At 65.4% G+C, this 12,525-nt stretch carries 13 protein-coding genes; 8 read left to right on the forward strand and 5 right to left on the reverse strand.

The window, feature by feature from the left end:
- Nucleotides 1-23: 23 nt before the first annotated feature.
- From aroQ to ntrC, 3 genes are all read left to right on the forward strand, one after another.
- A complete protein-coding gene (aroQ, locus tag RTI28_RS13905) occupies nt 24-950 on the forward strand; it encodes a gamma subclass chorismate mutase AroQ (protein WP_316920959.1) in 927 nt (308 codons plus the stop codon).
- Between the two features lie 259 nt (nt 951-1,209).
- Nucleotides 1,210-2,295, forward strand: a complete 1,086-nt coding sequence (gene glnL / locus RTI28_RS13910) for a nitrogen regulation protein NR(II) (RefSeq protein ID WP_042120528.1) — start codon at nt 1,210-1,212, stop codon at nt 2,293-2,295.
- Nucleotides 2,292-3,728 carry a nitrogen regulation protein NR(I) gene (gene ntrC, locus RTI28_RS13915; RefSeq protein ID WP_316920960.1) on the forward strand — a complete coding sequence of 479 codons (1,437 nt, stop codon included), beginning with the start codon at nt 2,292-2,294 and terminating at the stop codon, nt 3,726-3,728. The genes glnL and ntrC overlap by 4 nt, the downstream gene beginning before the upstream one ends.
- A 294-nt stretch (nt 3,729-4,022) precedes the next feature.
- Here the strand turns inward: ntrC and RTI28_RS13920 are convergent, their stop codons facing one another.
- Nucleotides 4,023-4,463 carry a hypothetical protein gene (locus tag RTI28_RS13920; protein ID WP_316920961.1) on the reverse strand — a complete coding sequence of 147 codons (441 nt, stop codon included), beginning with the start codon at nt 4,461-4,463 and terminating at the stop codon, nt 4,023-4,025.
- Here RTI28_RS13920 and RTI28_RS13925 point away from each other — a divergent pair.
- Nucleotides 4,462-4,917: a tRNA (cytidine(34)-2'-O)-methyltransferase gene (locus tag RTI28_RS13925; protein WP_316920962.1), complete on the forward strand. Its 456-nt coding sequence runs from the start codon at nt 4,462-4,464 to the stop codon at nt 4,915-4,917. The two genes, RTI28_RS13920 and RTI28_RS13925, sit on opposite strands and share 2 nt — an antisense overlap.
- Before the next feature lie 141 nt (nt 4,918-5,058).
- Here the strand turns inward: RTI28_RS13925 and secB are convergent, their stop codons facing one another.
- From secB to RTI28_RS13940, 3 genes are read right to left on the reverse strand one after another with little or no spacing between them, the layout of a single operon-like run.
- Nucleotides 5,059-5,538 (reverse strand): protein-export chaperone SecB, encoded by a 480-nt coding sequence (gene secB / locus RTI28_RS13930; protein WP_316920963.1) that lies wholly within the window; start codon nt 5,536-5,538, stop codon nt 5,059-5,061.
- Between the two features lie 40 nt (nt 5,539-5,578).
- On the reverse strand, nt 5,579-5,833 hold the full coding sequence (gene grxC, locus RTI28_RS13935; protein ID WP_316920964.1) for a glutaredoxin 3: 255 nt from the start codon (nt 5,831-5,833) through the stop codon (nt 5,579-5,581).
- Nucleotide 5,834: 1 nt separating this feature from the next.
- On the reverse strand, nt 5,835-6,251 hold the full coding sequence (locus tag RTI28_RS13940; protein ID WP_316920965.1) for a rhodanese-like domain-containing protein: 417 nt from the start codon (nt 6,249-6,251) through the stop codon (nt 5,835-5,837).
- Between the two features lie 204 nt (nt 6,252-6,455).
- Here RTI28_RS13940 and gpmI point away from each other — a divergent pair, with 204 nt between their 5' ends.
- The 4 genes from gpmI (at nt 6,456) to RTI28_RS13960 (ending at nt 11,728) form a co-directional block, all read left to right on the forward strand.
- Nucleotides 6,456-7,991 (forward strand): 2,3-bisphosphoglycerate-independent phosphoglycerate mutase, encoded by a 1,536-nt coding sequence (gene gpmI / locus RTI28_RS13945; RefSeq protein WP_316920966.1) that lies wholly within the window; start codon nt 6,456-6,458, stop codon nt 7,989-7,991.
- A gap of 253 nt (nt 7,992-8,244) precedes the next feature.
- The gene (locus RTI28_RS13950) at nt 8,245-9,543 is read left to right on the forward strand and encodes a murein hydrolase activator EnvC (protein ID WP_316920967.1); all 1,299 of its coding nucleotides are present in this window, start codon (nt 8,245-8,247) and stop codon (nt 9,541-9,543) included.
- Between the two features lie 86 nt (nt 9,544-9,629).
- A complete protein-coding gene (locus RTI28_RS13955; protein WP_316920968.1) occupies nt 9,630-10,961 on the forward strand; it encodes a S41 family peptidase in 1,332 nt (443 codons plus the stop codon).
- A complete protein-coding gene (locus RTI28_RS13960) occupies nt 10,961-11,728 on the forward strand; it encodes a divergent polysaccharide deacetylase family protein (protein WP_316920969.1) in 768 nt (255 codons plus the stop codon). Before RTI28_RS13955 ends, RTI28_RS13960 begins: the two co-directional genes overlap by 1 nt.
- On the opposite strand, the gene RTI28_RS13965 is transcribed toward RTI28_RS13960, so the two are convergent.
- Nucleotides 11,719-12,453 carry an ABC transporter substrate-binding protein gene (locus tag RTI28_RS13965; protein ID WP_316920970.1) on the reverse strand — a complete coding sequence of 245 codons (735 nt, stop codon included), beginning with the start codon at nt 12,451-12,453 and terminating at the stop codon, nt 11,719-11,721. The two genes, RTI28_RS13960 and RTI28_RS13965, sit on opposite strands and share 10 nt — an antisense overlap.
- Nucleotides 12,454-12,525: the final 72 nt, after the last annotated feature.

Genomic DNA, 12,525 nt, shown 5'->3' on the forward strand with positions numbered 1-12,525 from the left:
TTCCCCTTCAGCGAGGCCACGCCATGATTCGCCGCCTTTCCCTGCTCAGCCTGCTGGCCTTCATCAGCGCCTGCGGCACCACGCCCTCCAGCGACACCACCGAAACGCAGCTCCTGCTCCGCGCCAGCGCCGCCTGGGACGGCTCGCCCTACCCGAGCTATGCGACTGGCACGCCCGAACTGAGCCTGCTGAAGATCCGCATCCCGCCCAATACCACCCTGGACTGGCATCGCCATCCGTCGCCCAACGCCGGCTACCTGCTGGCAGGCGAACTGCAGGTGGAAACCCGCGAGGGCCAGCGCACGCGGGTACAGGCCGGCGAGGCCCTGGCCGAAGTCATGGATCGCGTGCACCGCGGGCGCAGCGGCAGCCAGGGCGCCGAGCTGATCGTGTTCTACGCCGGAACCCCGGGCTTGCCGCTGGCGGAAAAGGCGCAGCAGGCCCCCGCCAGCAGCCAGACCTTTTCCACTGCGGCGCCCAGCACCCTGACTGCCTTGCTCGACAGCATCGACCAGCGCCTCGACCTGGCCGAGGCGGTGGCCCTGTACAAATGGGACCACGGCCATCCCGTGCAGGTCGCCCCGCGCGAGCGCCAGGTGCTGGATCAGGCCCGACGGCAGTCCTCCAGCCATGGCCTGGACGAACAGCGAGCCGCGGATTTCTTCGCCGATCAGATCGAAGCCAACAGGCTGCTTCAATATGGTGCACTGTCGGGCTGGCACGCCGAGGGACGCGCACCGGAGATTCCGCGCCGCGATCTCGGCAGCCAGCTACGCCCGCGTCTCGACCACCTGCGCGATGAACTGCTGGCCCGCCTGGCAGCCTTCGACCAGCAAAGGCCGCCACGCTGCGAACAAGTGCTGGCGCAAGCCCTGCAACAACGCGGCAGCGACCCGCTGCGGCGGGTGGCGCTGACCCGGGCGAGCGGTCGTCTTTGCGCAGAAACCTGACTCATCCCGCCTATGCTCTATATTGGTGCGCAAACTCGCGTTCGCTGGTGCCACTCAGCCCATTTTGGGTCACGAAATCCGCAAATTCAGGTCTTTGTAGGCCTTTTTCGGGCAGATCCAGGGGTTTTTCCGGGGTTTCCGCTTCTTTTCGGAGCCTTGGTTTGCTTTTTGCATTTTCCCGGGTTCAGCGGATTACCAGCGTTCGCGCCCCTGGCCATCGCCAGGTCCGACATGTGCCAAAAGAGGTCAAAGAAGCCGCATGACCATCAGCGATGCACTGCACCGATTGCTACTGGACAACCTGACCACCGCCACCATCCTGCTCAACGCCGACCTGCGCCTTGAGTACATGAACCCGGCGGCGGAAATGCTCCTGGCCATCAGCGGCCAGCGCAGCCATGGTCAATTCATCAGCGAACTGTTCACCGAGTCCACCGAGGCCCTCAACTCGCTGCGCCAGGCGGTGGAGCACGCGCACCCGTTCACCAAGCGCGAAGCCCAGCTCACCTCGTTGACCGGACAGAGCCTGACCGTCGATTACGCCGTCACGCCGATCCTCAACAACGGGCGCACCCTGCTCCTGCTCGAAGTTCATCCGCGTGACCGCCTGCTGCGCATCACCAAGGAAGAAGCCCAGCTGTCCAAGCAGGAAACCACCAAGATGCTGGTGCGCGGCATGGCCCACGAGATCAAGAACCCCCTCGGCGGCATCCGCGGCGCCGCCCAGCTGCTGGCCCGCGAACTGCCCGACGAAGGGCTGAAGGACTACACCAACGTCATCATCGAAGAAGCCGACCGCCTGCGTAACCTGGTCGACCGCATGCTCGGCTCGAACAAGCTGCCGCTGCTCGCGCCGACCAATATCCACGAAGTGCTGGAACGGGTCTGCAGCCTGGTCGAGGCGGAGAGCCAGGGCGGCATCACCCTGGTCCGCGACTACGACCCGAGCCTGCCGGACGTGCTGATCGACCGCGAACAGATGATCCAGGCCGTGCTCAACATCGTGCGCAACGCCATGCAGGCCATCAGCGCGCAGAACGAACTGCGCCTGGGGCGCATCACCCTGCGCAGCCGGGCCATGCGCCAGTTCACCATCGGCCATATCCGCCATCGCCTGGTGGCCCGGATCGAGATCATCGACAACGGCCCCGGCATTCCCGCGGAACTGCAGGACACCCTCTTCTATCCCATGGTCAGCGGTCGCCCGGACGGCACCGGACTGGGCCTGGCCATTACCCAGAACATCATCAGCCAGCACCAGGGCCTGATCGAGTGTGACAGCCACCCGGGTCACACCACCTTCTCGATCTTCCTGCCACTGGAACAAGGAGCCGCTTCCTCATGAGCCGTAGTGAAACTGTCTGGATCGTCGACGACGACCGCTCCATCCGCTGGGTCCTGGAAAAAGCCTTGCAGCAGGAAGGCATGACCACGCAAAGCTTCGACAGTGCCGACGGCGTCATGAGCCGCCTGTCCCGCCAGCAGCCGGACGTGATCATCTCCGACATCCGCATGCCCGGCGCCAGCGGCCTGGACCTGCTGGCACAGATCCGCGAGCAGCATCCACGGTTGCCGGTGATCATCATGACCGCCCACTCCGACCTGGACAGCGCAGTGGCGTCCTACCAGGGCGGCGCGTTCGAATACCTGCCCAAGCCGTTCGACGTCGACGAAGCGGTGTCGCTGGTCAAGCGCGCCAACCAGCATGCCCAGGAACAACAGGGCATGGACGTCGTCCCGACCCTGACCCGCACCCCGGAAATCATCGGCGAGGCGCCGGCGATGCAGGAGGTGTTCCGCGCGATCGGTCGCCTCAGCCACTCCAACATCACCGTGCTGATCAACGGCGAATCCGGGACCGGCAAGGAGCTGGTGGCGCATGCCCTGCACCGCCACAGCCCGCGCGCCGCGGCGCCGTTCATCGCCCTGAACATGGCGGCGATCCCCAAGGACCTGATGGAGTCCGAGCTGTTCGGCCATGAAAAAGGCGCCTTCACCGGCGCCGCCAACCTGCGCCGCGGCCGTTTCGAACAGGCCGATGGCGGCACCCTGTTCCTCGACGAGATCGGCGACATGCCCGCCGACACCCAGACCCGCCTGCTGCGGGTCCTGGCCGATGGCGAGTTCTACCGGGTCGGCGGGCATACCCCGGTGAAAGTCGACGTGCGCATCATCGCCGCGACCCACCAGAACCTGGAAACCCTGGTCCAGGCCGGCAAGTTCCGCGAAGACCTGTTCCATCGTCTGAACGTGATCCGCATCCATATCCCGCGCCTGGCCGATCGTCGCGAAGACATCCCGACCCTGGCCCGCCACTTCCTCGGCCGCGCCGCCCAGGAACTGGCGGTGGAGCCCAAGCTGCTCAAGGCGGAGACCGAAGAGTTCATCCGCAACCTGCCGTGGCCGGGCAACGTGCGCCAGCTGGAAAACACCTGCCGCTGGATCACCGTGATGGCTTCGGGCCGCGAAGTGCATATCGGTGACCTGCCGCCGGAGCTGCTGAGCCTGCCGCAGGACGCTGCGCCCGTGACCAACTGGGAGCAGGCGCTGCGCCAGTGGGCCGACCAGGCGTTGTCCCGCGGCCAGTCGAGCCTGCTCGACAGCGCCGTGCCGAGCTTCGAACGGATCATGATCGAGACCGCCCTCAAGCACACCGCCGGTCGTCGTCGCGACGCCGCCGTGCTGCTGGGCTGGGGACGCAACACCCTGACCCGCAAGATCAAGGAGCTGGGCATGAAGGTGGATGGCGGCGACGAGGGAGAAGACGAAGAGTCCTGATTCGCCTGCTGGAAGGACGCGGGGCCGGCGCCTGCCACGACATGATCGTGAGCAGGCCCGGCCCCGCAGTCGTTTCAGCCGGACAACGGCGTGAATGCCCCATTCCTGAACCGAAATCGCCCGCGGCGCACCGCCGCAAGGCAAAAACCCTGGAAATACCCCTGGAATTCCCCGCCAGATACCCGGAAAGCCTTGTATTTACTGGCTTTCGCAAAGTTGGCACAACGCCTGCATTAATACACACATCTCCAGTTTTGGGGACCTTGGTACAGGCAGGCCGGGGAATCCCCTCTTTTATTCGTGCAGTCTCACCTGCACTCGCCAGCGGTCCTCCACTGACTCACCCGCCCAGCGGGCCTGCAGTGGACGGGCCGCCACCAGGCTCAACAACAATCCCCCATCCGTCTTGCGCAGCCGCCAGCTCACCGGTCGGTCGGCGAAGCTCAACTGGCCTTTCGCGGGCTTCCCTTGTGCATCGAACAGCAGCGCCACGGTGCCATCGACCATCTCGCCATGCAGCTTCGGCTCTTCGTTGAACCACAGGTCGAGGCCGCCGGCGACCACCTCGATGCGTTCCAGCTCACGGGGCTCCGGCGTGGTCAGGCGGCCGATCATCAGTCCCACCAGCAGGCCGAACAGGGCCAGGGAGAAGAGGAAGCGGGGCCAGTATTTCGAACGCGGTTCCGGCTCGTCAGGAGTAGAATGCGCGTCATCTTTATGCTCGGAGCCGTGCATGTTTCACGTGATCCTTTTTCAACCAGAAATTCCGCCGAATACCGGCAACATTATCAGGCTCTGCGCCATCAGCGGCTGCGATCTGCACCTGATCGATCCGATCGGCTTCGAGCTGGACGACAAGCGCCTGCGCCGCGCGGGCCTGGATTATCACGAGTACGCCACGCTCAAGCGCCATGCCGACCTTGCGTCGTGCCTGGAAAGCCTCGGCCAGCCGCGTCTGTTCGCCTTCACCACCAAGGGTTCGCAGCCGTTCCATGAGGTGGCGTTCGAGCCGGGCGATGCCTTCCTGTTCGGACCGGAGAGCCGCGGCTTGCCAGCGGAGGTGCTGGATGCCCTGGAGAGCGGGCAGCGCTTGCGCCTGCCGATGCGGCCGGGGTGCCGCAGCCTGAACCTGTCCAATACCGTGGCGGTGGCTGTCTACGAGGCCTGGCGCCAGCAGGGTTTCGCCTGAAAGAGCATCGCGGGCAACGCCCGCTCCCACAAGGTTCGGTGGTGTGCGCGAGATCTGTGGGAGCGGGCGTTGCCCGCGACAAGGCCATCCGTTTCACCATAAAAAAACGCCCCGAAGGGCGTTTTTTCATTCCGGCATCGCTTACTGCAGCGAAGGCGCTTCGCCGGCTTCCTGCATGCGCTGCATTTCCTGCGCGTACAGGGCGTCGAAGTTGACCGGGGACAGCATCAGCGCCGGGAACGAACCGCGGGTGACCAGGCTGTCCAGGGCTTCACGGGCGTACGGGAACAGAATGTTCGGGCAGAACGCACCCAGGGTGTGGCTCATCGACGGGGCATCGAGGTTCTTGATCAGGAAGATGCCGGCCTGCTGCACTTCCGCGATGAAGGCCACTTCGTCACCGTTCTTCACGGTGACCGACAGGGTCAGGACCACTTCGTGGAAGTCGCCTTCCAGGCCTTTCTGCTTGGTGTTCAGGTCCAGGGCAACGCTCGGTTCCCACTGCTGACGGAAGATCGCCGGGCTTTTCGGCGCTTCGAACGACAGGTCACGCACGTAGATGCGCTGCAGGGAGAATTGTGGTGCGTTGTCTTCGGCAGCGCCGTTGTTTTGCTCGGTCATGGCAGATCCTTCCTTGCAGGGTCTTAGAGGGTTTGGGATTTCAGGCGTTGAGCAGGGCGTCGAGCTTGCCGGCGCGCTCCAGCGCATAGAGGTCGTCGCAACCACCGACGTGGGTATTGCCGATCCAGATCTGCGGCACCGAGGTGCGGCCGGCCTTCTGGGCCATGTCCGCGCGCACCTGGGGTTTGCCATCGACCTTGATTTCTTCGAAGGCCACGCCTTTGCTCGCCAGCAACTGCTTGGCGCGGATGCAGTAAGGGCAGTAGTCGCTGGAGTAGACGGTGACCTGGGTCATGTCACTTCACCAGCGGCAGGTTGTCGGCTTTCCAGCTGGACACGCCACCCGACAGCTTGGCGGCGGTGAAGCCGGCCTTGAGCAGGTCGCGGCAGACGGCACCGGCGTGCTGGCCCATGTTGTCGACTACGATCAGCGTCTTGTTGCCCTTGTGCTTTTCCAGCTCGCCGATGCGTGCGGCGACCTTGTCCTGCGGGATGTTCAGCGCGCCAACGATGTGGCCGGCGGAGTATTCCTTGCTCGAACGGATATCGATCACCAGGCCCTTGTCGCCGTTGACCAGCGCGGTCAGCTCGCCGTTGCTCAGGCTGCGGCCGCCCTTGCGCGCTTCGGTGACGATCAGCAGGACCAGCAGAACGAGGAAGATAGCAACCAGCGGATAGTGATTTGTCGCGAATTCAATCAGATGAGCAACCATCGGAGGGTGTTCCAGGTCATTAAAAATGTCGGCCAGTATACACAGCAGCCATGGGCCGCCAAAGCCCGCCGCACGCTGTTGTCGACAGCAATTCTCATCTGCGCGCTACAGTCCGTCGGCCTACCGATACGCGGAATTCGTCACAGCTGACCAATTTGCCCTAAAATGCGGTCCTTTCTCATCTACAACCGTGAGTAGATTTTGATGACGAGCACGCCCAAGCCTTTGGTCCTGATCATCCTGGATGGTTTCGGTCACAGCGAAAGCCCTGAGTACAACGCCATCTATGCCGCCAACACCCCGGTCTACGATCGCCTGCGCGCTACCCAGCCGCACGGCCTGATCTCCGGTTCCGGCATGGATGTCGGCCTGCCCGACGGGCAGATGGGCAACTCCGAGGTCGGCCACATGAACCTCGGCGCCGGCCGGGTCGTGTACCAGGACTTCACCCGCGTGACCAAGGCCATTCGCGACGGTGAGTTCTTCGCCAACCCCGTGCTCACCGGCGCGGTGGACAAGGCAGTCGGCGCCGGCAAGGCCGTGCACATCCTCGGCCTGCTCTCCGACGGCGGCGTGCACAGCCACCAGGACCACCTCGTGGCCATGGCCGAACTGGCCGCGCAACGGGGTGCCGAGCGCATCTACCTGCACGCCTTCCTCGACGGTCGCGACACCCCGCCGCGCAGCGCGCAATCGTCCATCGAACTGCTCGACGCCACCTTCGCCAAACTGGGCAAGGGCCGCATCGCCAGCCTGATCGGCCGCTACTACGCGATGGACCGCGACAACCGCTGGGACCGCGTCAGCGCCGCCTACAACCTGATCGTCGACAGCGTCGCCGAATACAGCGCCGACAGCGCCGTCGCCGGCCTGGAAGCAGCCTACGCCCGCGACGAGAGCGACGAATTCGTCAAGGCCACCCGCATCGGCGAGGCAGTGAAGGTCGAGGACGGCGACGCCGTGATCTTCATGAACTTCCGCGCCGACCGCGCCCGCGAGATCTCCCGCGTGTTCGTCGAGGCCGACTTCAATGAATTCCCGCGTGCGCGCCTGCCGAAGCTGGCGGCCTACATCGGCCTGACCCAATACTCGGCGAAGATCCCGGCGCCGGCGGCCTTCGCCCCGAGCAGCCTGAACAACGTGCTCGGCGAATACCTGGCGAACAACGGCAAGACCCAGCTGCGCATCGCCGAAACCGAGAAATACGCCCACGTCACCTTCTTCTTCTCCGGCGGGCGCGAAGAGCCCTTCGCCGGCGAAGAGCGCATCCTGATCCCGTCGCCGAAGGTCGCCACCTATGACCTGCAACCGGAAATGAGCGCCCCGGAAGTCACCGACCGCATCGTCGAGGCCATCGAGCAGCAGCGCTATGACGTGATTGTGGTCAACTATGCCAACGGCGACATGGTCGGCCACACCGGCGTGTTCGAGGCCGCGGTCAAGGCCGTGGAAGCCCTGGATGGCTGCGTCGGGCGCATCGTCGAGGCGCTGGACAAGGTCGGCGGCGAAGCCCTGATCACCGCCGACCACGGCAACGTCGAGCAGATGGAAGACGAGTGCACCGGCCAGGCGCACACCGCCCACACCACCGAGCCGGTGCCGTTCATCTATTACGGCAAGCGTGACCTGAAGGTCCGTGACGGCGGCGTGCTGGCGGATGTGGCGCCGACCATGCTGACCCTGCTGGGCATGGAGATTCCGCAGGAAATGACCGGTACCAGCATTCTGGTTGATGCCTGACGGGCTTGCGCGAGTGGTGCAGGAGCGTGGCTTGTCGTGTGACGAACCACCGCGAAGGACCGCAAAGCGGTCCCCGATGGCGGTGAGATCTGGGCCCGCTTTGCGGTCCTTCGCAGGCAAGCCAGCTCCTACAATGGTCGTGCATTGGGCCAGAGGCCCCGGATTTCCAGACAAACGCCCCATCGGGGCGTTTTTTTTGGCGCCAGCGGCGGGCATACTAGGCCGGTCTCCATCCCCTGGTTATCGCCATTCCATGCTTCGCGCCCTGATCGTTCTAGCCCTGACCTGCCTGCTCGGCCCGGCCTTCGCCGACGAGCGCGCGCAAACCCAGCAACAACTGGACGCCACGCGCCAGGACATCGCCGAGCTGAAAAAGAAGCTCGGCCAGCTGCAGGAAGAGAAATCCGGCGTGCAGAAGGACCTGCGCGGCACCGAAACCGACATCGGCAAGCTGGAGAAGCAGGTGGAGGACCTGCAGAAAGAACTAAAAAAGAGCGAGGGCGAACTGGAGCGCCTCGACACTGAAAAGAAGAAACTCCAGTCCGCCCGCCTCGAACAGCAACGCCTGATCGCCATCCAGGCCCGCTCCGCGTACCAGAACAACGGCCGCGAGGAATACCTCAAGCTGCTGCTCAACCAGCAGAACCCGGAGAAATTCGCCCGGACCCTGACCTATTACGATTACCTGAGCCAGGCGCGCATGGCCCAGTTGCGCAGTTTCAACGAAACCCTGCGCCAGCTGGCCAACGTCGAACAGGACATCGCCCGGCAGCAGGCCCAGCTCCTGGTCCAGCAAGGCACCCTCGACGCCCAGCGCCAGGAACTGGAAAAGGTCCGCGCCGAGCGCCAGGAGATCCTCGCCAAGGTCAACAGCAACCTGAAGAACAACGACCAGAAGCTCGCCGCCCGCGAACAGGAGCAGGCCGAGCTGGGCAAGGTGCTCAAGACCATCGAGGAAACCCTCGCCCGCCAGGCCCGCGAAGCCGAGGAAGCGCGCCAGCGTGCGCTGCTGGCCGAGCAGGAAGCCGAGAAGAAACGCCAGCGCGAGGCCGCCCTCGCCGCCCGCCAGGCACAGGACGACGAGCCGAAGAAGCCAGTGAAGACCCCGGGCCCGCTGGTTTCCAGCGACGGCGCGGTGTACGGCGGCGCATTTTCCGCGGCACAGGGAAAACTTCCGTGGCCGGTCAATGGTCGACTGTTGGCACGCTTCGGCGAAACCCGCGGCGACGACGCCCGGGCCAGATGGGACGGGGTGATGATCAGCGCCTCGGCCGGCAGCCAGGTGCATGCGGTGCACGGCGGGCGCGTGGTATTCGCCGATTGGTTGCGCGGAGCCGGGCTTCTGGTCATTCTCGACCACGGTAACGGTTACCTCAGCCTCTACGGTCACAACCAGACCCTGCTCAAGGACGCTGGCGACATCGTCAAGGCCGGTGAAGCGATCTCCACCGTCGGCAACAGCGGTGGCCAGAGCACGCCGGCGCTGTACTTCGCCATCCGCCAGCAGGGCCGGCCGACCGACCCCGCGCAGTGGTGCCGCGGCCAGGGATAGGTTTTACCTTTTTTCACGCGCCCGTCGCCCAATGACCGGCGCGAGGCTCCTCACGGGGCTCACACAGGATCAGGAGTTCGTTCGACATGCTGCATTCGCCTCGCCTTACTTCGCTGGCCCTGGCCGTCGCACTGGTCAGCGGTGCGTCCCTGGCCTTCGCGGCCGAGCCGGCCAAGCCCGCGGCGGCGGTCGCGCCGACTACGGTCAGCGCCAAGGCGCCGCTGCCGCTGGACGAGCTGCGCACCTTCGCCGAGGTGCTGGACCGGGTCAAGGCCGCCTATGTCGAGCCGGTGGATGACAAGACCCTGCTGGAAAACGCCATCAAGGGCATGCTCAGCAACCTCGATCCGCACTCCGCCTACCTCGGCCCCGAGGACTTCCAGGAGCTGCAGGAAAGCACCAGCGGCGAATTCGGCGGCCTCGGCATCGAGGTCGGCATGGAGGACGGCTTCGTCAAGGTGGTCTCGCCGATCGACGACACCCCGGCCTCCCGCGCCGGCATCGAGGCCGGCGACCTGATCGTCAAGATCAACGGCCAGCCAACCCGCGGCCAGACCATGACCGAAGCCGTGGACAAGATGCGCGGCAAGATCGGCGAGAAGATCACCCTGACCCTGGTCCGTGACGGCGGCACGCCGTTCGACGTGACCCTGGCCCGCGCGGTGATCCAGGTGAAGAGCGTGAAGAGCCAGTTGCTGGAGTCCGGCTACGGCTACATCCGCATCACCCAGTTCCAGGTCAAGACCGGCGAGGAAGTCGGCAAGGCCCTGGCGAAGCTGCGCAAGGACAACAACGGCAAGCTGCGCGGCCTGGTCCTTGACCTGCGCAACAACCCCGGCGGCGTGCTGCAGTCGGCCGTGGAAGTGGCCGACCACTTCCTGACCAAGGGCCTGATCGTCTACACCAAGGGCCGCATCGCCAACTCCGAGCTGCGCTTCTCCGCCGATCCGGCCGACGCCAGCGAAGGCGTGCCGCTGGTGGTGCTGATCAACGGCGGCAGCGCCTCGGCCGCGGAAATCGTCGCCGGCGCCCTGCAGGACCAGAAACGCGGTGTGCTGATGGGCACCGACAGCTTCGGCAAGGGCTCGGTGCAGACCGTGCTGCCGCTGAACAACGACCGCGCGCTGAAGATCACCACCGCGCTGTACTACACCCCCAACGGCCGTTCGATCCAGGCCCAGGGCATCGTCCCCGACATCGAGGTCAGCCGGGCCAAGATCACCCGCGAGCAGGACACCGAGAACTTCAAGGAAGCCGACCTGCAGGGCCACCTTGGCAACGGCAACGGTGGCGCCGACCGGCCATCCGGCAGCAAGGCCAGCGGCACGAGCAAGAAGGAGCGTCCGCAGGACGACGACTTCCAGCTCAGCCAGGCCCTCAGCCTGCTCAAGGGTCTGAGCATCACCCGCGACAAGTGATGCGCGCGTTCTGCCTCGCCCTGCTCTGCCTGCTGGCCGGTGCCGCTCATGCGGCACCGGACACGACGCCAAAGGCCTACCTCAGCATCATCATCGACGACCTTGGCCAGAGCCCGGCCAAGGATTCGCGCACCCTCGCCCTGCCCGGCCCGGTCACCATGGCGATCATGCCGGACACCCCGCACGCCACCGACTTCGCCCGCCAGGCGCACAAAGCCGGGCGCACGGTGATCCTGCACATGCCGATGGACCCGGCTACCGGCCCCTACGCCTGGCACCCCGACCTGGCGCTGCCGGAGCTGGAACGGCGCCTGGAGGCCGCGCTGGCCAAGGTCCCCTACGCCGCCGGCGTGAACAACCACATGGGCAGCCGCATGACCGCGCAGGCGCAGGCCATGGCCTGGCTGATGGGCGAGTTGCAGCGCCGTGACCTGTTCTTCGTCGACAGCCGCACCAGCGCCGCCACCGTGGCGGCGGCCAAGGCCCAGGCCATCGGCCTGGCCAGTGTCTCGCGGGATGTCTTCCTCGATGACGTGCGCACGACCGAGGCGATTGCCGGGCAACTGCGCCTGGCCGTGGAACTGGCCCGCAAGCAGGGCACCGCGGTGGCGATCGGGCACCCTTATCCACAGACCCTGGAGGTGCTGGAGCGCGAATTGCCGCGGCTCAAGGCCCAGGGCGTGGAGTTGATCGAGTTGCGGCAGATGATCGGCGAGCGCAGCAACCGCGCCATGCCCGCCCACGGCAAGGGCGGGATCTACAGGTAACGAGCGAAGGTGGCGTCGACGAAGCCGTCTTCGCGCATCTGCTCCAGGCACGCCTGCAGCCTGTTCACCACCTCGTCCGGCACACTCCGGTTCAGCGCCAGGTACAGCTGGGTGCCGTTGAAGCGCAGCACGGTCTTGAACGCGGTCATGCCGATCTGTCGCGCCAGGTAGCGGCCGGCGGGGTCGCCGGTGGCCCAGAGGTCGATCTCGCCAGTGGACAACTTCTTTGCGTTGTCCTGGTCACGCAGGACCAGCACCGGTTTCAGGCCGCTCTTCTGCAGGCTTTCGGCGATGGCGTCGCCCTTGTAGGCGCCGATGCGCAGGCCCTTGGCCTGTTCCAGGTTGTCCAGCTGCAGCGCACTGCCGGCGCGGGCCAGCAGTACCCAGTCGTCCGGGCCGAGCGGGCCGACCCATTTGAACAACGGCTCGCGGTCCGGCTGGCGGGCGAGGACGAAGACACCATGGTTCGGCGTGTCCTTGGCCTGCTGGTAGACGCGGGTCCAGGGGAAACGCAGGGTCATGCTGCAGGGGATGTCGGCACGGCGGAACATCTCGCGCACCAGGTCGGCGGCGATGCCCTGGATTTCAGGTTCGCGGGCGAAGCTCTTGCCGTCGCTGGACATGTTGTACGGCGGGAAGTTTTCGGTGAGCAGGACCAGGGGTTCGCTGGCCTGGGTTGTGGCAGAGAAGGAGAGCAGCAGGAATAGCGCCAGGCGGGTGAGCATAGGTTGAACCCTGAGATTTGGGGCTGCTTTGCAGCCCTTCGCAGGCAAGCCAGCGCCTGCAAAAAGCGGGCA

The organism is Pseudomonas sp. zfem002, from assembly GCF_032621685.1.
Classification (GTDB): domain Bacteria; phylum Pseudomonadota; class Gammaproteobacteria; order Pseudomonadales; family Pseudomonadaceae; genus Aquipseudomonas; species Aquipseudomonas japonica.